Origin of the sequence: Pseudoduganella chitinolytica (genome assembly GCF_029028125.1) — a bacterium.
GTDB lineage: Bacteria > Pseudomonadota > Gammaproteobacteria > Burkholderiales > Burkholderiaceae_D > Rugamonas > Rugamonas chitinolytica.
Genome location: NZ_CP119083.1, coordinates 443,059 through 467,224, shown reverse-complemented (window position 1 = coordinate 467,224; position 24,166 = coordinate 443,059). Strand labels below are relative to the sequence as shown.

General features: G+C 66.0%; 28 protein-coding genes. 9 read left to right on the top strand and 19 right to left on the bottom strand.

Annotated features, from left to right (window positions below; genetic code table 11):
* Positions 1-82: 82 nt before the first annotated feature.
* Together PX653_RS02110 and PX653_RS02105 are read right to left on the bottom strand one after the other, a co-directional pair.
* Positions 83-421: a response regulator gene (locus PX653_RS02110; protein WP_277416302.1), complete on the bottom strand. Its 339-nt coding sequence runs from the start codon at positions 419-421 to the stop codon at positions 83-85.
* Positions 418-2,259: an ATP-binding protein gene (locus PX653_RS02105; protein WP_277416301.1), complete on the bottom strand. Its 1,842-nt coding sequence runs from the start codon at positions 2,257-2,259 to the stop codon at positions 418-420. The genes PX653_RS02110 and PX653_RS02105 overlap by 4 nt, the downstream gene beginning before the upstream one ends.
* An 81-nt stretch (positions 2,260-2,340) precedes the next feature.
* Here PX653_RS02105 and PX653_RS02100 point away from each other — a divergent pair, with 81 nt between their 5' ends.
* The 3 genes from PX653_RS02100 to PX653_RS02090 are packed head-to-tail and all read left to right on the top strand — an operon-like array spanning position 2,341 to position 4,790.
* Positions 2,341-2,919 carry a nuclear transport factor 2 family protein gene (locus PX653_RS02100; RefSeq protein ID WP_277416300.1) on the top strand — a complete coding sequence of 193 codons (579 nt, stop codon included), beginning with the start codon at positions 2,341-2,343 and terminating at the stop codon, positions 2,917-2,919.
* Positions 2,920-2,937: 18 nt separating this feature from the next.
* Positions 2,938-4,038: a sensor histidine kinase gene (locus PX653_RS02095; RefSeq protein WP_277416299.1), complete on the top strand. Its 1,101-nt coding sequence runs from the start codon at positions 2,938-2,940 to the stop codon at positions 4,036-4,038.
* Positions 4,020-4,790 (top strand): LytR/AlgR family response regulator transcription factor, encoded by a 771-nt coding sequence (locus PX653_RS02090; protein WP_277416298.1) that lies wholly within the window; start codon positions 4,020-4,022, stop codon positions 4,788-4,790. Before PX653_RS02095 ends, PX653_RS02090 begins: the two co-directional genes overlap by 19 nt.
* Before the next feature lie 111 nt (positions 4,791-4,901).
* On the opposite strand, the gene ilvC is transcribed toward PX653_RS02090, so the two are convergent.
* The 3 genes from ilvC to PX653_RS02075 are packed head-to-tail and all read right to left on the bottom strand — an operon-like array spanning position 4,902 to position 8,185.
* A complete protein-coding gene (gene ilvC, locus PX653_RS02085; RefSeq protein WP_277416297.1) occupies positions 4,902-5,918 on the bottom strand; it encodes a ketol-acid reductoisomerase in 1,017 nt (338 codons plus the stop codon).
* Between the two features lie 52 nt (positions 5,919-5,970).
* The gene (ilvN, locus tag PX653_RS02080) at positions 5,971-6,462 is read right to left on the bottom strand and encodes an acetolactate synthase small subunit (protein WP_277416296.1); all 492 of its coding nucleotides are present in this window, start codon (positions 6,460-6,462) and stop codon (positions 5,971-5,973) included.
* 1 nt (position 6,463) lies between these two features.
* Complete coding sequence (locus tag PX653_RS02075) at positions 6,464-8,185, bottom strand: acetolactate synthase 3 catalytic subunit (RefSeq protein ID WP_277416295.1); 1,722 nt, start codon at positions 8,183-8,185, stop codon at positions 6,464-6,466.
* 499 nt (positions 8,186-8,684) lie between these two features.
* Here PX653_RS02075 and PX653_RS02070 point away from each other — a divergent pair, with 499 nt between their 5' ends.
* From PX653_RS02070 to PX653_RS02050, 5 genes are read left to right on the top strand one after another with little or no spacing between them, the layout of a single operon-like run.
* Entirely contained in the window at positions 8,685-9,254 is a 570-nt protein-coding gene (locus tag PX653_RS02070) for an RNA polymerase sigma factor (protein ID WP_112940526.1), read from the top strand.
* Positions 9,251-9,655: a DUF3619 family protein gene (locus tag PX653_RS02065; protein WP_277416294.1), complete on the top strand. Its 405-nt coding sequence runs from the start codon at positions 9,251-9,253 to the stop codon at positions 9,653-9,655. Before PX653_RS02070 ends, PX653_RS02065 begins: the two co-directional genes overlap by 4 nt.
* 2 nt (positions 9,656-9,657) lie before the next feature.
* A complete protein-coding gene (locus PX653_RS02060; protein WP_277416293.1) occupies positions 9,658-10,437 on the top strand; it encodes a DUF3106 domain-containing protein in 780 nt (259 codons plus the stop codon).
* Entirely contained in the window at positions 10,424-10,954 is a 531-nt protein-coding gene (locus PX653_RS02055) for an RDD family protein (protein WP_277416292.1), read from the top strand. Before PX653_RS02060 ends, PX653_RS02055 begins: the two co-directional genes overlap by 14 nt.
* Before the next feature lie 36 nt (positions 10,955-10,990).
* Positions 10,991-11,302, top strand: coding sequence for an HNH endonuclease signature motif containing protein (locus PX653_RS02050; RefSeq protein WP_277416291.1), 312 nt, complete (start codon positions 10,991-10,993; stop codon positions 11,300-11,302).
* On the opposite strand, the gene PX653_RS02045 is transcribed toward PX653_RS02050, so the two are convergent.
* The 14 genes from PX653_RS02045 to PX653_RS01980 all read right to left on the bottom strand — a co-directional run bounded on the left by PX653_RS02045 (position 11,226) and on the right by PX653_RS01980 (position 22,631).
* Positions 11,226-12,143, bottom strand: coding sequence for an RNA pseudouridine synthase (locus PX653_RS02045; protein ID WP_307730947.1), 918 nt, complete (start codon positions 12,141-12,143; stop codon positions 11,226-11,228). The genes PX653_RS02050 and PX653_RS02045 overlap by 77 nt on opposite strands.
* Positions 12,144-12,190: 47 nt before the next feature.
* A complete protein-coding gene (gene ltaE, locus PX653_RS02040) occupies positions 12,191-13,201 on the bottom strand; it encodes a low-specificity L-threonine aldolase (RefSeq protein ID WP_277416290.1) in 1,011 nt (336 codons plus the stop codon).
* Positions 13,198-14,100: a class I SAM-dependent methyltransferase gene (locus tag PX653_RS02035; protein WP_277416289.1), complete on the bottom strand. Its 903-nt coding sequence runs from the start codon at positions 14,098-14,100 to the stop codon at positions 13,198-13,200. Before PX653_RS02035 ends, ltaE begins: the two co-directional genes overlap by 4 nt.
* Positions 14,087-14,281, bottom strand: coding sequence for a Fe-S cluster assembly protein IscX (gene iscX, locus PX653_RS02030; protein ID WP_277416288.1), 195 nt, complete (start codon positions 14,279-14,281; stop codon positions 14,087-14,089). The genes PX653_RS02035 and iscX overlap by 14 nt, the downstream gene beginning before the upstream one ends.
* A gap of 10 nt (positions 14,282-14,291) precedes the next feature.
* A complete protein-coding gene (gene fdx / locus PX653_RS02025) occupies positions 14,292-14,633 on the bottom strand; it encodes an ISC system 2Fe-2S type ferredoxin (protein WP_277416287.1) in 342 nt (113 codons plus the stop codon).
* Positions 14,634-14,669: 36 nt separating this feature from the next.
* The gene (gene hscA, locus PX653_RS02020) at positions 14,670-16,550 is read right to left on the bottom strand and encodes a Fe-S protein assembly chaperone HscA (RefSeq protein ID WP_277416286.1); all 1,881 of its coding nucleotides are present in this window, start codon (positions 16,548-16,550) and stop codon (positions 14,670-14,672) included.
* Positions 16,551-16,601: 51 nt separating this feature from the next.
* Positions 16,602-17,117 carry a Fe-S protein assembly co-chaperone HscB gene (hscB, locus tag PX653_RS02015; RefSeq protein WP_277416285.1) on the bottom strand — a complete coding sequence of 172 codons (516 nt, stop codon included), beginning with the start codon at positions 17,115-17,117 and terminating at the stop codon, positions 16,602-16,604.
* A gap of 13 nt (positions 17,118-17,130) precedes the next feature.
* Entirely contained in the window at positions 17,131-17,454 is a 324-nt protein-coding gene (gene iscA, locus PX653_RS02010; RefSeq protein ID WP_107143149.1) for an iron-sulfur cluster assembly protein IscA, read from the bottom strand.
* A 70-nt stretch (positions 17,455-17,524) separates the two neighbouring features.
* A complete protein-coding gene (gene iscU, locus PX653_RS02005; protein WP_107143150.1) occupies positions 17,525-17,908 on the bottom strand; it encodes a Fe-S cluster assembly scaffold IscU in 384 nt (127 codons plus the stop codon).
* A gap of 146 nt (positions 17,909-18,054) precedes the next feature.
* The gene (locus PX653_RS02000) at positions 18,055-19,320 is read right to left on the bottom strand and encodes an IscS subfamily cysteine desulfurase (protein WP_277416284.1); all 1,266 of its coding nucleotides are present in this window, start codon (positions 19,318-19,320) and stop codon (positions 18,055-18,057) included.
* Positions 19,321-19,338: 18 nt separating this feature from the next.
* On the bottom strand, positions 19,339-19,815 hold the full coding sequence (gene iscR / locus PX653_RS01995) for a Fe-S cluster assembly transcriptional regulator IscR (RefSeq protein ID WP_277416283.1): 477 nt from the start codon (positions 19,813-19,815) through the stop codon (positions 19,339-19,341).
* Between the two features lie 311 nt (positions 19,816-20,126).
* Positions 20,127-20,543, bottom strand: a complete 417-nt coding sequence (locus PX653_RS01990; RefSeq protein ID WP_277418492.1) for a hypothetical protein — start codon at positions 20,541-20,543, stop codon at positions 20,127-20,129.
* A 421-nt stretch (positions 20,544-20,964) separates the two neighbouring features.
* Positions 20,965-21,606: a maleylacetoacetate isomerase gene (gene maiA / locus PX653_RS01985; RefSeq protein ID WP_277416282.1), complete on the bottom strand. Its 642-nt coding sequence runs from the start codon at positions 21,604-21,606 to the stop codon at positions 20,965-20,967.
* Positions 21,603-22,631 carry a fumarylacetoacetate hydrolase family protein gene (locus PX653_RS01980; protein WP_277416281.1) on the bottom strand — a complete coding sequence of 343 codons (1,029 nt, stop codon included), beginning with the start codon at positions 22,629-22,631 and terminating at the stop codon, positions 21,603-21,605. Before PX653_RS01980 ends, maiA begins: the two co-directional genes overlap by 4 nt.
* A 224-nt stretch (positions 22,632-22,855) precedes the next feature.
* Between PX653_RS01980 and PX653_RS01975 the strand changes: the two genes are divergently transcribed.
* Complete coding sequence (locus tag PX653_RS01975) at positions 22,856-24,139, top strand: maltoporin (protein ID WP_277416280.1); 1,284 nt, start codon at positions 22,856-22,858, stop codon at positions 24,137-24,139.
* Positions 24,140-24,166 lie beyond the last annotated feature (27 nt).

The window sequence follows — 24,166 nt, the reverse complement described above, 5'->3', positions numbered from 1 at the left end:
CTTTGCCGTTGGGTGAAAAAGCCGTCGTGGCACGCGAGAATTGCTCACTACCCTGCCCTCATGGGCCAAGGCTCGAGGATCACTACTCGAATGCCGCAAACAACTGCGCCAGGTCATAAGGCTTGGCCAGCAGCCGCACGCCGGGCAGGCTGACGCGGCGCTCGCTGTGCCCCGTGGCAAGCACCACCCGCACGTCCGGATAACGCTCGGCCACCACCTTCGCCAGCCCGACGCCATCGAGCGTGCCGGGCATGACGATGTCCGACACCACGTGCCGCACCGGACAACCTGCCTCCAGCCTGGCCAGCGCCTCGTCGCCGCTGGCGGCCGCCGTGACGTCGAAGCCGGCCACCGCCAGTGCCTCCACCATCGTGGCCCGCACCAGCGGGTCGTCGTCGACGAACAGGATCGGTCCGCTCACGCCCCCGACGCAGGCACGCCTTGCGCCGGCGCATCCGCGACGGCGGTGCGCGGCAGGCGGATCGTTACCGTCGTGCCGTCGCCAGTCGCGCTCTGCAGGGTCAGCAGGCCGCCCGACTGTGCCGCAAAGGCGTACGCCTGCGGCAGCCCCAGGCCCGTGCCCTTGTCCACCGGTTTCGTTGTGAAGAACGGTTCCAGCGCGCGCGCCAGCGTGGCCGGCGTCATGCCGGTGCCGTTGTCGCGCAGCTCGATGCGCACGTATGGCCCGGGCGCAAGGCCCTGCACCGTATCGGCCAGTTGCTCGTTGTGCATGCCCAGGTACAGCCGGCCGCCGTCCGGCATCGCGTCGCGCGCATTGATGACGAGGTTGAGCAACGCCAGCTCCAGCTGCAGCGGATCGACGGTCACGGGCCACAGGCCGGCGGCGATGTCGAGTTCGAGCCGTACGGTGCCGGGCAAGGCGCTGCGCAGCATCGGCAGCGTGTTCTCCACCACGCTGTCGGGCTGGATCGTTTCCAGCCGGGCGTCCTGCACCGTGCCGAACGCGCGCATCTGGCCCGTCAGCGTCGTCGCCCGCGCGATCGCCTTCTGGCACGTGGCCGCCAGCGCCTGCACCCTGGCGCGATCGTCGGTCAGCGGGATCAGTTGCAATGCGCCGGACAGCGTCTGCAAGATATTGTTGAAGTCGTGTGCGATGCCCGCCGTCAGCCGGCCCAGCGCTTCCAGCTTCTGCCCGTGCAGCAATGCGCGCTGGGCGCGTTCGGCCTGCGCCACCGCTTCCGCCACGCGCTGCTCCAGGTGGGCCTTGCTGCCGGCGATAAGCGTACTGGCGTCGGCCAGCGCCGCGCTGACGGCATCGGCCTCCGCCAGGCCGGAGGCGAACGGCACGACCGGCTCGTCGCGGCCCAGGCGCTCGGCGGCCTGGCGCAACCGTTCGATCGGCGCGGCGGTGCCGCGCGCGTAAATGCGCGCGGCCACGATGGCCAGCGCCAACACGATCGCCACCAGCAGGCCCAGGCCCGCTGCCGCCGCCACCGCGGGGCGACGCATCTCGGCGGCCGGCACGCTCATGACCACCGTCCAGCCGGACATGGGCGCCCGGCTGAAGAAGGCAAAGGTGGGCGTGCCGTCCAGGCGCACGCCCTTGTGCATGCCGGCGGGGCTGGCGGCGATGCGCGCCCGCAAGCCGGCACTGACGCTGCGGCCGACGTAGCGGGCCGGGTCGCTGGTGCGCGCGATCACCGTGCCGCGCCGGTCCAGCAGCGATATCACCCAGTTCTCCGGTACGCCATGCTGCCCCAGCAGCGGCATGATGCGCTCGACGGCCAGTCCCATCGACAGGTAATAGCGCAGTTGCCCCTCGACGGTGACGGGGATCTGCAGCGCCACGTCGTAGCGCTTGCCGACCGGGGCATAGAACAGGTCGGAGACGACGACGCCGTGCGGCCCGGCCGCCTGGCGCAGCGCCATCAGGTTGGAGCGTCCGACCGCCGGCGGGCTGCCCAAGGACTGGCGCGTATTGAACAGCTGGCGGCCCGCCAGGTCATGGACGACGATCGTCATGTCGGGTCCGGGCGCCAGTTGGCGGGCGTGCTCGTAGACGGCGCGCAGGTCGCCCCGCTGCATCGCCGGTGAACTGGCCAAGGTGGCCAGCACGGCTTCGCGCGCCTGCAGGTCGCGGTCCGCCAGCAAGGCCAGCGCCCGCGCGGCCTCCTGCATGCCAGCCACCTCGGCGGCACGCTGCTCGTTGTAGACGTACCAGACCGCCACCGACGCGATGGCAAAGGCCGGCAACAGGATGGACAGGATCAGCAGCAACAGACGGGTTCGGATACGCATGGGCTCTCGGGCATTCGGCCTCCCCCACGGATGGGCCAGCGGGACATTTTACCGGAGGGATGGAAACGTTGCGCAATTGTCATGGACAAACGCGCGGCACCGGTTTGCCGTGCCGGTTCACCGGTTCGCCGCATCGGCACGCGCACGGCGCCCGACGCCCGCTATATTGCCATATCGCCAACCATCTGGAGCTTCCCCATGCGCCGCCTGATCGCCCTCGCACTCTGCTCGACTCTGCTCTGCCTGCACCCCGCCCGGGCGCAGGACAGCGCGCCTGCCGTTGCCGAAATCAACGCCGTCGTCCAGGCCTTCCAGGCCGCGATCGTGGCGAAGGACCAGGCCGGCCTGGAAGCGCTGTTCCTCCCCACCGACAACAGCTGGCTGGTCGTCGCCAGCGAAGCGCGGGTGCGCAGCGACCGGCCGCGCGTGCGCCCGTCCAGCTACCGCGACTTCGCGCGCTTCATCGGCACGACCAAGTCGAAGGTGGAGGAGCGCTTCTACAACGTGCGTGTGTTCAGCAACGGCAGCATCGGTACCGTCTACTTCGATTTCGACTTCGTCGAGGACGACAAGGTGACCAACCGCGGCAGCGAGTCCTGGCACCTGGTGAAGACGGAGCAAGGCTGGAAAATCAGTTCGATGGTGTTCTCGCTGGGCTGACCGGGCTACAATCGGCCGATGCGCTCCCGATCCGACCCGGCCCGCTTCGACCCGGCCCGCCTTGCCGCCCTGCCCTTCCGCGTGCCGCTGCTGGCCGGGCTGCCGATCTCGCTCTGCATTGCGATCCTGGGATTGCCCGACATCGGCCACGGCCACTCGCTGAGCTATCGCACGCTGTACTTCTGCACTTTCGTGGCCTGGCTGGCGCCTACCGCCGCGCTGCAGCGCCACCTGTGGCGGCGCGGCTGGCCCGCCTGGGCGGTGGCGCCGGCGATGCTGGCGGCCACCTACCTGATGTCGGTGCTGAACAGCGTGCTGGGGCAAACCTTGTCGATCCACCTGCGCCGGCGCGACCACTATCAATGGAACGACATCCTGGCGGGCCTGGACAGCTGCTGGCTGCCGCTGATCGCGTTCTGTGCGACGCACGCCGTCGTCGCCTATCACGCCGCACTGGCCGCCGAACGCACGCGCGCCGCCGAGGCCCTGCTGGCGCAGCGCGATGCCGAACTGCGCGCGCTGCGCTACCAGCTGCAGCCGCACTTCCTGTTCAATACATTGAACGCCGTCTCCACGCTGGTCACGACGGGGCGCGACCGCGATGCCAACCGCATGATCGTGCAGTTGGCCGACCTGCTGCGTGCGACCCTGGCGACGGGCCAGGCGCACGAACACGCGCTGGCGGACGAACTGGCGCTGACCGACAGCTACCTGGAAATCGAGAAGGCGCGGCTGGGCGAACGCTTGCGCATCGTGCTGGACGTCGGCCCCGGCATCCTGGATGCGCAGGTACCCTGCCTGCTGCTGCAACCGCTGGTGGAGAACGCCGTCCGCCACGGCATCGCCCCGTGCGCCCAGGGTAGCACCATCGCGTTGCGGATCGCCGCGCGCGAGGACGTGCTGCACGTGGTCCTGACCAACGAAACCGGCGCGGCCGAGGCGGCCGGGGACTCGCGCCGGGTCGGCATGCGCAACGTGGCGCAACGCCTGTCCCGCCTGTACGGGGAACGCCACCGTTTCGTTGCCCGGCGCGGCGCCGACGGCATCTTCACGGTCGACATCGAGCTGCCGCTGCGGCGCGATGCGACGGCCGGTACGGCATGGGTACGCGCGGCATGATGCGGGTACTGGTGGTGGACGACGAGCCGCTGGCGCGCGGTGGCGTGCTGGCGCGGCTGCGCGCCGTGCCGGACGTCGAGGTGATCGGTGAACATGGCGACGGCGCCAGCGCGCTGGCCGCGATCGTGGCACGCCCGCCGGACCTGCTGTTCCTCGACATCGAGATGCCGGCGCTGGACGGCATGGCCCTGCTGGCGTCGTTGCCCGCCGCCGGGCGTCCCGTCACGATCCTGCTGACCGCGCACGAGCAGTTCGCTGTGCAGGCCTTTGCGCTGAACGTCGTCGACTATCTGCTCAAACCCGTGGACGAGGACCGCTTCGCTGAAGCGCTGGAACGGGCCCGCCAGGCGCTGGCCGTGCGCCGTCAAGCCGCTACCGCGCAGGCCGCGCCGGTACCGTGGCTGGCCCGCTTCACGGTGCGCTACGGCAGCCGGCTGTTGTTCGTGCCGGTGGAGGACGTGGCGTGGATCGAGGCCAGCGGCGACTATGCCACCCTGCACGTGGGCGAGCGGGAGTACCTGGTGCGCGAGCCGCTGAACCGGCTCGTCACGCTGCTCGACCCGGCCCGTTTCCTGCGCGTGCACCGCTCCGCCATCGTGCAGCTGGACCTGGTCAGCGAACTGCGCACGCTGGGCAACCGCGACGCCGTCATTCGCCTGCGCGACGGCACGGCGCTGCGCGCCAGCCGCACCTATATCGACACGCTGCTGGGCGCGTTGGAGCGCACCGGCCCCGCGCCCCACAACGGCTGAGAGCGTGTCCCATTTGGTGACTGACCCCGCGGTGGGACACGGGCTCGGGCGTAGAACAAAAAAACGGCCCCGCAGGGCCGTTTCGTGATGCAAGGGTGATCAGTTCTGCGATCAGTTCTTCGACTTGTCGACCATCTTGTTCTTGGCGATCCACGGCATCATCGCGCGCAGCTTCGCGCCCACTTCCTCGATCTGGTGCTCGGCCGTCAGGCGGCGGCGCGAGATCAGCGTCGGGGCGCCGGCCTTGTTTTCCAGGATGAAGGACTTGGCGTATTCGCCCGTCTGGATGTCCTTCAGGCACTGGCGCATCGCTTCCTTGGTGGCCGACGTGACGACCTTCGGACCCGTCACGTACTCGCCGTATTCGGCGTTGTTCGAGATCGAGTAGTTCATGTTGGCGATGCCGCCTTCGTAGATCAGGTCGACGATCAGCTTCAGTTCGTGCAGGCACTCGAAGTACGCCATCTCCGGCGCGTAGCCCGCTTCCACCAGCGTCTCGAAGCCGGCCTTGATCAGTTCGACGGTACCGCCGCACAGCACGGCCTGTTCGCCGAACAGGTCGGTTTCCGTCTCTTCGCGGAAGTTGGTCTCGATGATGCCGGCCTTGCCGCCGCCGTTGGCCGAAGCGTACGACAGCGCGATGTCGCGGGCGATGCCCGATTTGTCCTGGTGCACGGCGATCAGGTGCGGCACGCCGCCACCCTGCTTGTACGTGTTGCGCACGGTGTGACCCGGGGCCTTCGGTGCGACCATGATGACGTCCAGGTCTTCGCGCGGCACGACCTGGCCGTAGTGGACGTTGAAGCCGTGGGCGAAGGCCAGCACGGCGCCTTCTTTGGCGTTCGGCGCCACGTTCTCGTTGTAGACCTGGGCGATGTTCTCGTCCGGCAGCAGGATCATGATGACGTCGGCGGCTTTCACTGCCTCGTCCACTTCCGCGACCTTCAGGCCGGCCTGCTCCACCTTGCTCCACGAAGCGCCGCCCTTGCGCAGGCCGACGGTGACGTTGACACCGGATTCGGACAGGTTCTGCGCGTGCGCGTGACCCTGCGAGCCGTAGCCGATGATGGCAACGTTCTTGCCTTTGATGAGGGAGAGGTCAGCGTCTTTGTCGTAGAAAACTTTCATGGTCGTTCCTAAGTATTTTGTGTGAATCGTATAAATTGTTTTTAACGGAAGCTCAGATCTTGAGGATCCGCTCGCCCCGGCCGATGCCCGAACCGCCCGTGCGGACGGTTTCCAGGATCGACGCCCGGTCGATCGCGTCGATGAACGCATCGAGTTTCGTCTTCGCGCCGGTCAATTCAATCGTGTACGTCTTTTCCGTCACGTCGATGATGCGGCCGCGGAAGATGTCGGCGGTGCGCTTCATTTCCTCGCGCTCCTTGCCGACCGCCCGCACCTTGATCAGCATGAGCTCGCGCTCGATGTGCTGGCCTTCCGTCAGGTCCACCACCTTCACCACTTCGATCAGGCGGTTCAGGTGCTTGGTGATTTGCTCGATGATGTCGTCCGAGCCGCTGGTGACGATCGTCATGCGCGACAGGGTCGAATCCTCGGTGGGCGCCACCGTCAGCGTTTCGATGTTGTAGCCGCGGGCGGAGAACAGGCCCACGACGCGCGACAGCGCGCCCGCTTCGTTTTCCAGCAATACGGAGATGATGTGTCGCATATCAGAGGTCCTCCGAGCCAAGCAGCATTTCGGAGAGGCCTTTGCCGGCCTGCACCATCGGCCAAACGTTCTCGCTCTGGTCGGTAATGAAGTTCATGAACACGAGGCGGTCCTTCATGCCGAAGGCTTCCTTCAGCGCGCCGTCGACGTCGCCCGGTTTTTCGATGCGCATGCCGACGTGGCCGTAGGCCTCGGCCAGCTTCTCGAAGTCCGGCAGCGAATCCATGTAGGACTCGGAGTAGCGCGAACCGTAGTCGAGCTGCTGCCACTGGCGCACCATGCCCAGGAAACGGTTGTTGAGCAGGATGATCTTCGGCGTCAGGTGGTACTGCTTGCACGTGGCCAGCTCCTGGATGCACATCTGGATCGAGCCTTCGCCCGTGATGCACGCCACCGTCGCATCGGGGTTCGCCATCTGCACGCCCATCGCGTACGGCAGGCCCACGCCCATCGTGCCCAGGCCACCGGAATTGATCCAGCGGCGCGGCTTGTCGAAGCGGTAGTACTGCGCGGCCCACATCTGGTGCTGGCCCACGTCGGACGTGATGAACGCGTCGCCGTTGGTGATCTGGTAGACCTTCTCGACCACCGACTGCGGCTTGATGACGACGTCGGAGTTGGTGTACTTCAGGCATTCGCGGCCGCGCCATTCGCTGATCTGGCCCCACCATTTCGACAGGTGCGCCGCGTTGGGGCGGTGCTCGGCCGCGTCCAGCTGGGCGAGGAATTCCACCAGCACGTCCTTGACGTTGCCGACGATGGGAATGTCGACCTTGACGCGCTTCGAGATCGACGATGGATCGATGTCCACGTGGATGATCTTGCGCGGGTTGGAGGCGAAGTGCTTCGGGTTGCCGATCACGCGGTCGTCGAAGCGGGCGCCGATCGCGATCAGCACGTCGCAGTGCTGCATCGCCATATTGGCTTCGTAGGTGCCGTGCATGCCGGGCATGCCGACGAACTGGTCGCTCGACGCCTTCGAGCCGCCCAGGCCCATCAGCGTGTTCGTGACGGGGAAGCCGAGCCGTTCCACCAGCTTGTTCAGTTCATTCGATGCGTTGGCGAGGATGACGCCGCCGCCCGTGTAGATCATCGGCCGCTCGGCCGCCAGCAGCAGCTGCACCGCCTTGCGGATCTGGCCCGAGTGGCCCTTGTCGACGGGGCGGTAGGAACGCATCTCGATATCCTTCGGATACGAGTACACGTGCTTGTGCATCGAGATGTCCTTCGGGATATCGACCAGCACGGGACCGGGACGGCCGGTGCGGGCGATGTAGAAGGCTTTCTTGACGGTTTCCGCCAGGTCCTTGACATCCTTCACGAGGAAGTTGTGCTTGACGACGGGGCGGGTGATGCCGACGGTGTCGCATTCCTGGAAGGCGTCCTGGCCAATCGCGTGGCTGGGCACCTGGCCGGAAATGACGACCATCGGCACGGAATCCATGTAGGCGGTCGACAGGCCGGTGACGGCATTGGTGACACCGGGGCCGGACGTGACGATGGCGACGCCGACTTTCTGCGAGCTGCGCGAATAGGCGTCGGCGGCGTGGACCGCGGCCTGTTCGTGCCGGACGAGGATGTGCTGGAATTTGTCCTGCTTGAAGATGGCGTCGTAGATATAGAGGACGGCACCGCCCGGATAGCCGAAGACGTGCTCGACGCCCTCTTCAGCCAGGCAACGCACGAGGATCTCGGCGCCTGTGATTGCTGCTTCGGTATTCATGAAACATTCCTTTCAAGGTCCATAGGAGATTGAACGGATGCTCGAGCCTGGCGAAGTAAGCGGTGCATTGCAGTGACATCAAGCGCCCCTTCTTTCTGCGGTCACGCCGCCTTTTCCCCCAACCGTAGTGAGGTGCAAGACGGTCGCTGTAACGCAACTCGTTTGGCTTGAGTTTCTGCAACGGTTCGGCTGACCTCTCGCGCTTGTGGCACGGGTTAGAGCAAACTGCTGACAAAGAGAAAGCGGGTCGGTCGCCAGGGCGTTGTGTGCCGATAACGAGGGACCAGGGAGCTTCGTGGTGTGCAAAGCGTTACATACGGTACTGCGTCGCACCATTTTGGTCAAGAACAATCGCGTTTTTCGCTTGAGCGCCCCTCCCGGGGCCGTATTTCGGTGCAAAGGCTGTGCTAAATGCGTCAAAAACCTGCGGAAACACGGCTTTTTTGCTAGGATGCGCAGGTTTAAGACCTCTACGGCGACAACGGGCAGCACCACCTCAATGGCAACAGACAAAGAACTCTCCGACTTTCTCGAAAGCGTCGAGCGGCGTGCGTTCAAGCAGGCGGTGTATGCAGTACGCAGGGATGAAGTGGCCCTGGACATCGTGCAGGACGCGATGATCAAGCTCGCGGAGAAATACGGCGACAAGCCGGCCGCCGAACTGCCGATGCTGTTCCAGCGTATCCTGCAGAATACGATCCTCGATTTCTTCCGCCGCGAAAAGGTGCGCAATACCTGGGTCAGCCTGTTTTCCGGGCTTGGTAATTCCCAGGAGGAACATGAAGATTTTGATATACTCGAGTCCTACGAAGCGGAACACGGCAGTCAGGCGGCCGAGTCCAGCGCTGACCAGGTCGAGCGCATGCAAGTCCTCCAAGTCATTGAAGACGAAGTACAAAAGCTCCCCGCGCGTCAACGGGAAGCATTCCTTATGCGTTACTGGCAGGATATGGATGTGGCAGAGACGGCGGCGGCCATGGGATGTTCCGAAGGGAGCGTGAAAACCCATTGCTCACGGGCGACTCACACCCTCGCAGCATCGCTCAAAGCCAAGGGAATCAAATTATGAACACCGAAGACATCAATTTCGCTTACCGCGTCCGGCACGCCCTGAACGAGAAGCTGGACGACCTGCCGTCCGCCACCACCGACCGCCTGGCCGCTGCGCGCCAGGCCGCGCTGTCACGCAAGAAGGCACACGTGGAAGTGCGCGTGACGCGACTGGCCACGGCCACGAGCGGCGGCGGCACCGGCATGTTCGCCGACCCGATCGCCTGGCTGAGCCGCTTCAGCGTCGTGCTGCCCCTGCTGCTGATCGTCGGCGGCATGGTCGGCGTCTACCAGTACGAACACCAGCAGTCGATCCAGGAACTGGCCGAGCTGGATGCGGCCGTGCTGTCGGACGAGCTGCCCCTGTCGGCCTACCTGGACCACGGCTTCAACGCCTACCTCGAGACCCGCGAGCAATAAGGATGGCGCGAGTTCGCGGTCGCACATGGGTGCTGGGCGGTGCCGCCGCGCTGGCGCTCGTCGTTGCCATTGGTGCCTGGGTGGCATTGTGGGGGCAACCTTCGGGTGCGCCCGCGGGCACCGCCGCGTCCGCGTCTTCCATTCCCCTGTTGACGACCGATGCAGCAGAGATGCGCTGGCAGGACCTGACGCCAGCCCAGCAGCGCGCGTTGGAACCGCTGAAGAAGGGCTGGGAAGACCTGGGCCCCGTGCGCAAGCAGAAATGGCTGGAGATCGCGGGGCGATTCGCGTCCATGAAGCCGGCCGAGCAGCAACGCGTACACGCGCGCATGCGCGAATGGGTGGAACTGACGCCGGAAGAACGCAAGGCCGTGCGCGAAAACTACGCGCGCGCGCAGAAAATCATGGGCGGCAAGAAGGCCGCGCAGTGGGAGCAGTACCTGCTGCTGCCGGAAGAGGAAAAGCGCAAGCTGGCCGATGCGGCCGCCGGCAAGAAGCCGCAGGCCGCCAAGCCGCCGACCCCGAAACAGATTCTCGTCAAGACGCCCGCGCCGATCAAGCAGCACCCTAGCGTACTGCCGTCGCCCGTGCCGCCGCCGGTCGTGGCGCAGCCCGCGCCCGCGCCGATGCCGTCGCCGATGCCGCCCGCCGCACCCACGCCGGCGCCCGCGCAGCCGGAGATCGTCTATCCGCTGGAAGGCGCCGTGACGCCGTCCGCCATCGTCACTCCGCCGGCCCCGCCGCCGGCAGCGCAGAACGCCCCCGCCAATGCCGGCAAATGACGCGGCCGCGCCAGTCGGCACGCCGGCCATCCGCCGTCGCCTCGTCTCGATGGTGTACGAACTGCTGCTGGGCTTTGCCGTGCTGTTCCTGCCGTTCCTCGTGTTCGAGATGATCGTCAAGGCCAGCCATGCGCCGGCCGTCGAGCACATGCGCCAGGCGCTGGCGTTCCTCGTTCTGGGCGCCTATTTCATCCACCAGTGGACCCGCAAGGGCCAGACCCTGGCCATGCAGACCTGGCGCATCCGCGTGCAGATGCCGGACGGCGCGCCACTGCCGCCGCGCGTCGCCACGCTGCGCTACCTGCTGTGCTGGATGTGGGTGCTGCCCGCGGCCGCCGTCTGCCTGGCATTCGACCTGCAGCGCTGGCAGGCCATCGGCACGCTGGCTGCCGGCATCGTCCTGTGGTCCCTGACGGCACTGCTCGACCGCGACCGCCAGTTCCTGCATGACCGCATTGCCGGCACGCGGCTGGTGCAGTTGCCCAAGCCGGAAAAGCGGGTCAAGGCAGCCGCCTGATCTTGCAAGCACCGCCGGCGCCTCCATCTGGGCCGGATGAATCCCCTGGAAGCCAGTCCCGCCGAACCGCTTTGCCCACTGTGCGGCCGCGCGCTGGGCACGGAAAACATCGACCGGCATCACCTGGTGCCGCGCACGTTCAAGGGCCGCGCCCAGTTCCCCATCCATAAGATCTGCCATCGCAAGATCCACTCCGTGTTCACGGAGCGCGAGCTGTTCAAGACTTACCACACCTGGGAAGCACTGCAGGCGCACGACGAGATTCGCACGTTCATCGACTGGGTGGCGAAGAAGCCGCCCGAGTTCTATACGTCGACGGCGACGTCGAATGCGAAGAAGCGGCGGTGATGGCAGAGACAGTGGTGACAGGCAGTCGAGGGCTGGGGTCGGCCCCGGCGGTCTGGCTCCGGGGGCGCGCCGCGCTAACGTCCACCGCGGCAAGGGTCTGTCCCCATCGGGGACTGACCCTGAAGTTCATCGCCGACTGGTGCGACTCGCAAACAAACTTCGGGGTCAGTCCCTGTGCAGGGACAGACCCCAGCCGCAGCGTCGGTTCAGAACCGCTCGAAGCCTTGCAAATAGCGCCACTCGCCCACCGCCAGGCCCCCATCGACACGCGGCCGATGCGCAGGCGCTTCAGGGCGACGGGTGTCAGCCCGACCGCCTTGCACATGCGGTCGATCTGGCTCGGCTTCGGGCCCTTGACGGCAAAACGCAGGCGGCCTTCGTTCTGCCAGCTCACCTTCGTCGCGCCCTGGTTCAGCTGGGCCAGGCCGTTCTCGACGATGGCGCCGCGCACGTCGACGATGATTTCCTGCTCCACCGTGGCGCCCTCCTCCACCAGCTTGCGCGCGACGCGGTAGTCCTGGGTGAACACGAACAGGCCGCTGGCCGCGCTGTCCAGCGGCAGCGCGTGCGTCAGGTTGTGCAGATGGCGCTTGAGGAAGCGCTCCTTCGCGGCCTGCGCATTGCGCGCCTCGGGGACCAGGCAGGATAGCGGATCGACACCGGCCGGCTTGTTCAGCAGGATCGTGACGGGGACGATTTCCAGCAAGGTCGCATCGGGCGCCAGCACCACGGCCTGCTGCGGCGCCACGCGGGCGCCGGCTTCCTCGACGACGGCGCCATCGACCTGCACGAAGCCGCCCTCGATGTACAGCTCCGCCTCGCGGCGGGAACAGGGCACCATGTCCGCTACCCGTTTCGAGAGGCGGATCGTGTCGGAGTCGGTCATGGTCAGTTCTTGAAGTAAGTGGTGAAGACGTCGGCCACCGTGCCCAGCTGGGCGCGCGTGACGTCCAGGTGCGTGACAAGGCGCAGGCGCGGTGCCATCGACACGCGAATGCCGGCGGCTGCCAGCGCCTCGGCCAGGCCGGCGCGATGCGCTTCCGGCACGTCGACGTAGAAGATATTGGTTTGCGGCGTGCTGACCGCCAGGCCGTCGATGCGCGCCAGTTCGCCGGCCAGGAACGCGGCGTTGGCGTGGTCCTCGGCCAGGCGCTCGACGTTGTGCTGCAACGCATACAGCCCGGCCGCCGCGATGACGCCGGCCTGGCGCATGCCGCCGCCCAGCATCTTGCGCCAGCGCTTGCCCTCCTCGACCAGCGCGCGCGAGCCGCACAGCACGGAACCGACGGGGGCGCCCAGGCCTTTGGACAGGCAGACGGAGACGCTGTCGAAGCCCGCCACCGCATCGCGCAGGCTGATGCCCTGCTGCACGGCGGCGTTGCCGATGCGGGCGCCGTCCAGGTGCGTGGCCAGGCCGCGCTCGTGCGCCAGCGCCGTTGCCGCCGCCACGTAGGCACGCGGCAGGACGCGGCCGCCGATCGTGTTTTCCAGCGCCAGCAGCTTCGTGCGGGCAAAGTGGACGTCGCGCGGCTTGATCTGCGCGCCGATATCGTCCAGCGCCAGCGAGCCGTCCGGCTGGTTGGCGATGGGCTGCGGCTGGATGCTGCCCAGCACCGCGGCGCCGCCGCCTTCATAGCGGAACGTGTGCGCTTCCTGGCCCACCAGGTATTCGTCGCCGCGGCCGCAATGGGCCAGCAGCGCGATCAGGTTGGTTTGCGTGCCGGACGGCGCGAACAGCGCCGCCTCGAAGCCGAACAGCTCCGCCGCACGGTCCTGCAGGCAGTTGACTGTCGGGTCGTCGCCATACACGTCGTCGCCGACGGGTGCGGCCGCCATCGCCTCGCGCATGGCGCTTGACGGCTGCGTCACGGTATCGCTGCGCAGGTCGATCCAGCTCATCGCGCGCTTTCCGCCAGTTGCCCGGCGTAGAAGCGGTGGCCCAGTTCCTCCAGGCCCACCGTCTGCAGCACTTCCTGCAGGCGCTCGGTGGGACGGCGGCGCGGCAGGTTCTTGTAGGTCGCTACGATCAGTTCGTTCTTCATCGAATGCTCCCAGCCCACCAGCTCCGTCACGTTGACCTGGTAGCCGTGCGCCTCCAGCTGCAGGCAGCGCAGCACGTTGGTAACCTGGCTGCCGAATTCGCGCGTGTGGATCGGGTGGCGCCAGATTTCCGTCAGCGCGCTCTTGCCCAGGTCTCGGCCCTTGTTCTTGCGCAGCACGGAGGCCACTTCGGCCTGGCAGCACGGCACCAGCACCATGTGCTTGGCGCGCTTCTTCAGCGCGAAATCGATGGCGTCGTCGGTGGCCGTGTTACAGGCGTGCAGCGCGGTGACGATATCGATCGTCTCCGGCAGCTCGGAGGACGTGGTGGACTCGGCCACCGACAGCGGCAGGAACGACATGCCCGTAAAGCCGAACTTCGCGGCCAGTTCGCGCGAACGCTGCACCAGTTCCTCGCGCGTTTCGATGCCGTAGATATGCGAGCCGTCATCGATCCCTTTGAAGAACAGGTCGTACAGGATGAAACCCAGGTACGACTTGCCGGCGCCATGGTCGACCAGCGACACGGCGCCTCGTTCGGCGCGCACGTCCTGCAGCAGCGGCTCGATGAACTGGTACAGGTGGTAGACCTGCTTCAGCTTGCGCCGGCTGTCCTGGTTCAACTTGCCGTCGCGCGTCAGGATGTGCAGTTCCTGCAGCAGCGCGACCGACTGGCCCGGCTTGATTTCCGGGATGTCGGTCACGGTCGTCGGCAGCGGCGCCGCCGGCGCCTTGGCATCGATTTTATTGCGCTTCATCGATCCATGCCTGCTGGATGGCTTCGAGGATCTTCTCGCCGCCGCGCTTGTGGTCGTCGTCGAAGCCTTCCAGGGTGACGACCCAGTTGTGCAGGTCCGTGAAGCGGATGGCCGTCGGGTCCAGGTTCGGGTACTTGTCGTACAGCGCTTCGGCGATCGCCGTGATGTCGGTCCATTTCATCGGCAGCTCCTCAGTGACCGCCTTCGCTGGCGTGGTTGATCGTGTATTTCGGGATCTCGACGACGAGGTCCTCGTCCGCCACGATCGCCTGGCACGACAGGCGCGACTGCGCTTCCAGGCCCCAGGCCTTGTCCAGCAGGTCTTCTTCTGTATCGGTCGCCTCGTTCAGCGAATCGAAGCCTTCGCGCACGATCACGTGGCACGTGGTGCAGGCGCACGACTTCTCGCAGGCATGCTCGAGATGGATGTCGTTCTCCAGCAGGACGTCGCAGACGGACTTGCCGGCCTCGGTTTCGATGACGGCGCCTTCAGGGCACAGCTTGGCGTGGGGCAGGATGACGATTTGTGGCACTTGTTACCTCGGTTGTTTTATATGTTCTGACGACGCTTACGCCACCTGGTCCAGCGCCTTGCCGGCCAGCGCGCTGCGCACGCTGCGGTCCATCCGGCGCGACGCGAATTCCTCGGTGCCGTGGGCCAGCGCTTCCACCGCCGCCTTGACGGCCGCGTGGTCGACGGTACCGGCCAGCGACTGCGCCAGGATCTCGCGGGTGCGGACCATCAGGGCATCGACGGCGACCCGCTCCTCAATCGACAGCAGCGCCGCGTCCTCGTCCAGCGCCGCCTGCGTCGCCAGCAGGATGCGTTCCGCCTCCACCTGTTCTTCGCGCAGCGCGCGCGCCTTCATGTCCGTCTCGGCCGACGCGTACGAGTCCTGCAGCATGCGCGCGACATCGTCGTCGCCCAGGCCGTACGACGGCTTGACGGTGATCGACGCTTCGACGTTGGAGCGCAGCTCGCGTGCGGAGACCGACAGCAGGCCGTCCGCATCGACCTGGTAGGTGATGCGGATGCGCGCGGCGCCGGCAGCCATCGGCGGGATACCGCGCAGCTCGAAGCGGGCCAGCGAGCGGCAGTCCGTCACCAGCTCGCGCTCGCCCTGCAGCACGTGCACCGCGAGGGCCGTCTGGCCGTCCTTGAAGGTGGTGAATTCCTGGGCGCGGGCGCACGGGATCGTGGAATTGCGCGGGATGATCTTCTCGACCAGGCCGCCCATCGTCTCGATGCCCAGCGACAGCGGGATCACGTCCAGCAGCAGCCAGTCGTCGCCCGGGGCGCGGTTGCCGGCCAGCAGGTTGGCCTGGATGGCGGCGCCCAGCGCCACCACCTTGTCCGGATCGATGTTCGCGTGCGGGATCGTGTGGAAATACTCGCCCACGGCGCGCTGCACGTGCGGCATGCGCGTGGCGCCGCCGACCATGACGACGCCGTCGATATCGTCCGCATCGATGTTCGCATCGCGCAGCGCCTTCTTGACCGCGTTCATCGTCTTGGCGACCAGGTGCTTAGTGATCTCGGCAAACTTCTCGGCCGTGATCTTCAGGTGCACTTCGTCGCCCGACGACAGGATCGCATCGACCGTCACTTCGGATTTCGTCGACAGCAGTTCCTTCGCCTCGCGCGCCTTGACCATCAGCACGGCGGTGTCCTCGTCGGTCAAAGGCGCCAGCTTTTCCTGCTCGTGGATCCAGCAGAACAGGCGGTGGTCGAAGTCGTCGCCGCCCAGCGCGGAATCGCCGCCCGTGGACAGTACTTCGAACACGCCCTTGGACAGCTTCAGGATCGAGATGTCGAACGTGCCGCCGCCCAGGTCATAGACGGCGAACAGGCCTTCGGAGGCGTTGTCCAGGCCATAGGCGATGGCCGCGGCGGTCGGTTCGGACAACAGGCGCAGCACGTTCAGGCCGGCCAGCTGGGCCGCATCCTTCGTCGCCTGGCGCTGCGCGTCGTCGAAGTATGCCGGCACCGTGATGACGGCGCCGACCAGGTCGTCGCCCAGCGCATCCTCGGCGCGCTGGCGCAACGTGGCCAGGATCTGCGCGGACGTTTCGACGGGGCTCTTGATGCCGGCCACCGTCTTCAGCTGCACCATGCCGGGCGCATCGACAAAATCGTATGGCAGGTTTTCCGCATACGCGATGTCCTTCAGCCCGCGGCCCATGAAGCGCTTGACCGAGACGATCGTGTTCTTCGGGTCGGTGGTCTGCGCGGCCTGCGCCTTGTGGCCGATGTGGGCATGCCCGTTCGGCAGGTAGCGCACGACGGACGGCAGCAGCGGGTGGCCGTCCTCGTCGTTCAGCACTTCGGGGATGCTGCTGCGGACGGTCGCCACCAGCGAGTTGGTGGTGCCCAGGTCGATGCCGACCGCCAGCCGATGCTGGTGCGGCGCCGTGGACATGCCCGGTTCGGAAATTTGCAGAAGAGCCATGTGAAACCTGTTGTTGTTTTGTGCTGTCGATCGGGCGCAGCGCTGTCGGCGTTATGCCTCGATCGCATCGAAGGCAAAGCGGACTTCTTCGCCGAATTTTTCAAGGAACATCAGCGCGCGCACGCCCTGCGCGGCGGCGTGGTAATCGGCGCCATCCAGCTGGGCCTCGATGGCCTGCAGCTGCTCCTTGCGGGCGGCGCGCAACTGGGCGTCGAGCTTGTCGAGCAGGTCGGCATCCTTGCCGGCGCGCGCCTCCGCCAGTTCTTCGCGCCATTCCATCTGCTGCATCAAGAACGCCATCGGCATCGCCGTGTTCGACTCCGTCTGCAGGTCCACGCCGTGCAGCTCGCACAGGTACTGCGCGCGCTTCTGCGGATTCTTCAGGGTCTGGTAGGCCTCGTTGGCGCGCGTGGCCCACTGCATCGCCACGCGCTTCTCGGCATCGGTGGCGTTGACGAATTTATCGGGATGCACGCGCGACTGCACGTCGCGGTAGGCCGCGTCCAGCGCGGCCGCGTCGACGGCGAAGCGTTGCGGCAGGTTGAAAAGCTCGAAGTGGTTTTGCACGGTGCGGGCGACGTCAGATGCGGAAGCTTTCGCCGCAGCCGCAGGCGTCTTTTTCGTTCGGGTTGTTGAACTTGAAGCCTTCGTTCAGGCCTTCGCGGGCGAAGTCCAGCTCCGTGCCGTCGATGTACGGCATGCTTTTCGGATCGACAAAGACCTTCACGCCGTGCGACTCGAAGACATGATCGTCCTCGGTTACCTCGTCCACGTATTCCAGCTTGTACGCCAGGCCGGAGCAGCCGGTCGTGCGCACGCCGAAGCGCAGGCCGATGCCCTTGCCGCGCCGTTCGATGTAGCGGTTGATGTGCTTCGCAGCTTTTTCGGTCAACGTGATTGCCATTCTTTTCCTCCTGATACCGACGGGGCCGCGCGGGCCCCGGCTTCTTCGGCCGAACTTCCAGGCCGAACTTTTAGGCCGAGTGCTTGGCCTTGTAGTCCTGCACGGCGGCCTTGATCGCGTCTTCGGCCAGGATCGAGCAGTGGATCTTCACGGGCGGCAGCGCCAGCTCTTCGGCGATCTGCGTGTTCTTGATCGACAGGGCCTGGTCCAGCGTCTTGCCCTTGACCCATTCGGTCACCAGCGAGCTCGATGCGATGGCCGAACCGCAGCCATACGTCTTGAATTTCGCGTCTTCGATGACGCCATCGGCGCCGACCTTGATCTGCAGCTTCATCACGTCGCCGCAGGCCGGTGCGCCCACCATGCCCGTACCAACGCTTTCGTCGCCCTTTTCAAAGGCGCCCACGTTGCGCGGGTTTTCGTAGTGGTCGAGAACTTTTTCCGAGTAAGCCATTTTGATACTCCCTGTCTACTGGTGTCTGACACCATCTTCCAGCATGGAAAATGGCTGTCTGACACCGTCATTATCTGGTTTTAAAACCGGTGTCTGTCACCCATTTTTCATTCTGAAAAATGGGTGACAGACACCAGGTGTAACAATCAGTGCGCCGCCCACTGGATCGAATTGATGTCGATCCCTTCCTTGAACATATCCCACAGCGGCGACAGTTCGCGCAGCTTGCCGACCTTGGACTTCATCAGTTCCACGGCGAAGTCGATGTCCTGTTCCGTCGTGAAGCGGCCGATCGTGAAGCGGATCGAGCTGTGCGCCAGTTCATCCGAACGGCCCAGCGCGCGCAGCACGTAGGACGGCTCCAGGCTGGCCGACGTGCAGGCGGAACCGGACGACACGGCCAGGTCCTTGACGGCCATGATCAGCGACTCGCCTTCGACGTAGTTGAAGCTGACGTTCAGGTTGTGCGGCACACGGTTGTCCATGTCGCCGTTGATGTAGACCTCTTCGATTTCCTGCAGGCCCGATGCCAGGCGGTCGCGCAGCGCCTTGATGCGCGCGGTTTCTTCCGCCATCTCGACCTTCGCCAGGCGAAACGCCTCGCCCATGCCGACGATCTGGTGCACCGGCAGCGTACCCGAGCGCAGGCCGCGCTCATGGCCGCCGCCGTGCATCTGCGCCTCGATGCGCACGCGCGGCTTGCGGCACACGTACAGCGCGCCGACGCCCTTCGGGCCGTAGGTCTTGTGCGCCGTGAACGTCATCAGGTCGACCTTCAGGTCCTGCAGGTCGATGGCGACCTTGCCCGTGGCTTGTGCCGCGTCGCAGTGGAAGATGATGCCCTTGGAACGGCAGAACGCGGCGATGTCCTTGACGGGCTGGATCACGCCGATCTCGTTGTTGACCAGCATGACGGAGACCAGGATCGTGTCCGGACGCACGGCCGCGGCCAGCTGTTCGATGGTGATCAGGCCGTTGTCCTGCGGGTCCAGGTAGGTCGCCTCGAAGCCCTGGCGTTCCAGTTCGCGCACGGTGTCCAGCACGGCCTTGTGCTCGGTCTTGACCGTGACGATGTGCTTGCCCTTGGTCTTGTAGAACTGCGCCGCGCCCTTGATGGCCAGGTTGTTGCTCTCGGTCGCGCCGGACGTCCAGATGATCTCGCGCGGATCGGCATTGACGAGCGCCGCCACGTGGCCGCGTGCCTCTTCCACCGCCGCTTCCGCCGTCCAGCCGTACATGTGGCTGCGCGACGCCGGATTGCCGAACTGCTCGCGCAGGTACGGAATCATCTTGTCGGCCACGCGCGGGTCGATGGGCGTCGTGGCCGAGTAGTCCATGTAGATCGGGAAGTGCGGCGCGGTGCGAAACTCGACCGGGGCGACCTTGGCGACGTTCTTTTCTGGGGCGTTCATCTTGTTACTCCAAAGGGGTTATCCGAGGGTGGCGTGGTTGCGGTGCATCACTACCACGTTCTGGTCGGCGTTTTTCTGTCTCTGCTGGTCGACCAGGTCCTGCAGCGAGACCGAGTCCAGGTAGTCGACCATCTTTTCGTTCAGCGTGGCCCACAGCTCGTGGGTCATGCAGCGGGCGCCCGTGGCGTGGTCGGCGCCATGGCAGTTTTCCTTGCCGCCGCACTGCGTCGCATCGAGCGGCTCATCGACGGCGATGATAATGTCGGCCACCGTCACCTTGTCGGCGCGGCGGGCCAGGCTGTAGCCGCCGCCGGGACCGCGGATCGACTCCACGATCTCGTGCCGGCGCAGCTTGCCGAACAGCTGTTCCAGGTAGGACAGCGAGATGGCCTGGCGCTGGCTGATGCCAGAGAGCGTGACGGGACCCTTGCCCTGGCGCATGGCCAGGTCAATCATCGCAGTCACGGCAAAACGGCCTTTGGTAGTCAGACGCATTACAACCTCGGTTGAGTTCAGACGAGCTCAGGTGGACTTTTGAATTCCGGTACTCAGTTGAATTCAGCTACTTCGTTGAATTCGAGTAAAACTCGTGCTCGGCAACCAATCAAAACCTGATTAGTTGATCGATTTAGTCAAGTATAACAGAGTCCTTGCGGGCTTGCCGGAGGGGGGATTTTTTTGCCGCGGCGCAGCAGCGAGGAGGAGGAAGTCGGAGAGGGCACGGGCACGGGCACGGGAAGTACGGTGCCGAACGCGCGATTATAACGCAAGCGCCGCATCCTGCCCAGCCGGCGGTGGTGCCGCTGTTACCGCTGGCCCAGCAGGTCGTGCGCATCCAGAATGGCAAACGCGATCTCCGGATGGCTGTCCAGGCAGCGCCGGATGGCGGCGGGAATGGCCTGGCGGGTCTTGCGGCACAGGCCAGGCACGGTCGTGATGTCGATGGCGAAGCCGCGCACCGTGCGAACCTCGTTTGGCCCCGGCGCGATCGATATGCGAACGCCCAGCTGTTCTTCCAGGCGCTGGCCGATGCGCAGCAGCTCGGCATACGACGCGATCGCCTCGATGCGGGCGATCAGCCGCTTCTCCTCCTCCCTGGTGAGGCGCAGCACGCGCAGGTCGGCCTGCGGGTCGCCCAGCAGTTCGTCGCGGCGGCAATCGCAGGCCCCGGGCGGGCATTCCTTGCGGATCGGAAACGGCAGGGAGGACGGCGGCGTCAGCATGGCATCGTATGGATGGTCCGGCGTGAGGGAAACCGCGCGGCGGCTGGCCGCGAGCAACGAGTATCCCGCTCGCGCCGGGGCACTGTCAAACGTACGCGGCAGTAAGGCCGACCGGCGTCAACGCGCGCGTGCCGAAGCGCATGTCCGCAGCAACAACCAAGTTTCAAATCTGACACTGAAATCGGCCCTGCAGAACGCACTTTCCGATGACCGGCAGCCGCAACGCGGCGCCGCAGCTCAGTTGCGCGGTTCGGTTCCCCGTTGGCCCTTATCGATCATGTGCGCCTGGCCCGCGCCCCCGGCTGCCGGCCAGATGGCGAAGACATACCGCTGGTCGCGATCGACGTGGGCCACGGCCGGGCCAGGCGACCCGCCGTCGGCGCGGCGAGTGCGCCCGGCCGAAACCCGGGACGGCGCCTGGCTACTCGGCGTCCGGTTGGGCCGACGGATGGGCGGCCTGGAACGCCGGGATCTCGGCGCACGTGGCGTGGATGCGCGCGACCGTCGGATACGGCGCCAGGTCGATGTGGAAGCGCTGCGCATTGAATACCTGCGGCACCAGGCAGCAGTCGGCGAGCGTGGGCGTGTCGCCATGGCAGAAGCGGCCCGTGTCGCCTTGCTGCAGCAGCGCCTCCAGGGTCGCCAGCCCTTCCCCCGTCCAGTGACGGTACCAGTCCATCTTGGCGTCGTCCGTCAGGCCCAGCGGCCCCGTCAGGTGCTGCAGCACGCGCAGGTTCGTCAGCGGATGCGTATCGGCCGCGATCGCCAGCGCCAGCGCGCGCACGCGCGCACGCCCGGCCGCATCCTGCGGCAGCAGCGGCATCACGGGATGCATCTCTTCCAGGTACTCGACGATGGCCAGCGACTGCGTCAGCGTGACGTCGCCATCCGTCAGTGCCGGCACCAGCCCGCCGGGATTGACGGCCCGGTAGGCCGGCTGGCGCTGCTCGCCGCCGCCGCGCAGCAGGTGCACCGGCACCGCGTCGTACGCCAGCCCCTTCAGGTTCAGCGCGATGCGCACGCGGTACGCGGCCGAGCTGCGGAAATAGGTATAGAGCTTCATGCCCCGCCCTTTTCACCGTAGGGGCGCACCACCTGGTCGATGGTCCCGAAGATGCTGTGGCCGGCCGCGTCCTGCATCGCGATGCGCACGGTGTCGCCGAACTGCAGGAACGGCGTCTTCGGCGCGCCACCCTCGATCGTCTCGTACATGCGCACCTCGGCCAGGCAGCAGTAGCCCACGCCGCCGTTGTCCACCGACGAACCGTGCAGGCTGCCCTGCTTGTTCGACACCGTGCCGGAGCCGATGATGGTACCAGCACCCAGTTCGCGCGTCCTGGCGGCGTGCGCCACCAGCTGGGCGAAGCTGAACGTCATGTCCTCGCCCGCGTTCGGGCGGCCGAACGGCTTGCCGTTCAGGTCCACGCGCAGCGGCAGGCGCAGCTTGTTGTCCTGCCAGTCGGCGCCCAGTTCGTCCGGCGTCACTGCGACCGGCGAGAACGCGCTGGCCGGCTTGGACTGGAAGAAGCCGAAGCCCTTGGCCAGCTCGTTCGGGATCAGGTTGCGCAGGGAGACGTCGTTGACCAGCATGACGAGACGGATCGCGCGCGCGGCTGCCTCGGGCGTCGCGCCCATCGGCACATCGCCCGTGACGACGGCCACTTCCGCTTCCAGGTCGATGCCCCACTCTTCCGACAGCGCGTAGATCGGGTCGCGTGGACCCACGAAGCTGTCCGAGCCACCCTGGTACATCAGCGGGTCGGTATAGAACGAGGCCGGCACTTCCGCATTGCGCGCCCTGCGCACCAGCTCCACGTGGTTGATGTAGGCGGAACCGTCGGCCCACTGGTAGGCGCGCGGCAGCGGCGAGTGGCAGGCCGCTTCGTCGAACGGCTGCGCGCCCGCCGCGTCGCCCGCGTTCAGCGCGGCATACACGCGCTCGAGCTGGGGCGCGGCGTTGTCCCAGTCGTCCAGCGCGGCCTGCAGCGTGGCGGCAATGGCGGGAACGGCCTGGTACAGGCGCAAGTCGCGGCTGACGACGACGAGTTGGCCGTCGCGCTTGCCGTTTTTCAAGGTAGCAAGTTTCATCGATGTTTCCCTAAGTAAGTTGCGCCCATTAAGCCCCCGATTTGCCCATTACACAAACGATATTTTTGCGTTCATTTATCAAGTATTCGAATAAATCATGGTGCTCGACACCGTATAGTTGTGTCAACGCCACTTTAAATAAAGCTTATTGATTTAGTTAAATGGCGGGTGCACAATTCTCCCGCTGTACAACAGCATTCATAAATCCAATCAGGAGACACAGCATGACCGGTATCGCCCGCATGGCCTTTTCCCTCGCCCTCGCACCTGCGCTCTTGCTTGCAGGCGGCGCTGTCCACGCCGAGGCCTATCCCAACGACACGGAGGGTTTCCATGGCTATCTGCGCGCCGGTGCCGGCACCAGTTCCCGGCATGGTCCGCAAAGCTGCTACGCGCTTGGCGGCCCGACGTCGTACTACCGGCTGGGTAACGAGTGCGACGCGAACGCGGAATTCGGCTACACGAAGGCGTTGGCCAAGGCGGACAACGGCGTCAGCTTCGTCGGCACGATCTGGCTCAACGCGTATTCGCCCAACTCGGATTTCGGCGACGCCAACCTGCATCTACTGAAGGGTTATGTCGAGGCGAAGGGACTGCCCTTCCTGCACGGCGGCACCGCGTGGGTGGGCAAGCGCTACTACTATCGCCCCGACATCCACATGCTCGACATGCAGTACATCAACATGAACGGCACCGGCGCCGGCCTGGACAAGATCCCGCTCGGCGCGGGCAAGTTCAGTTATGCGGTATTCAAGGACAACGACATCAATGCCACCGGTCCCGGCGGGGCTATCGTCAACTCGCCGTCCGCGCTGCGCCAGAACCTGCTGTACCAGGACCTGCCCGTCAATCCTGGCGGCACCATCGACGCGGCGCTGACGATCGTCACGGCCAGGGGCCGCAACGGCGCGGCGCAGGACGCCGGCCACGACGGCTGGGCAGTCGGGCTGTTCCACCGGCAGGAAGTGCTCGGCGGTGCCAACACGGTCGGCTTCCAGTATGGCAGCGGCCCGGGCACGGGCATCGGCCAATGCTGCTCCCGCATGGGGGGATCCGGCAGCACGGCACTCGGTTCGGACGTGACGCGGGTGCGCGTCTTCGACGACCTGGTGATCCAGCCGACCCGCCAGTTCAGCCTGGGGTTCGTCGCGCTGTACCAGAAGGACAAGGCGGACGATCCAGCGCTGCGCAACACCTGGACGACCGCAGGCCTGCGCCCGGTCTACGGTGTGCTGCCGAACGTCAAATTGCAGGCCGAACTGGGCTATACCGCGCTGCGGCAGGACAGCACCGGGCAGACCGCGCGCCTGACCAAGGTGACGCTGGCGCCCGCGATCTCGCTGGGCGAGGGCTACTTCTCGCGCCCCGAGCTGCGCCTGTTCGTCAGCTACGGCAAGTGGAACGGCGCCGCCACGCCCCTGGTCAACGCCAGCAACCATGGTGGGCCGGTGTACGGCAATGCGACCAGCGGCACGTCCGCCGGTGTACAGGTCGAGGCCTGGTGGTAAGCAGGCTGCAGGCATAGGCCGGCAGAC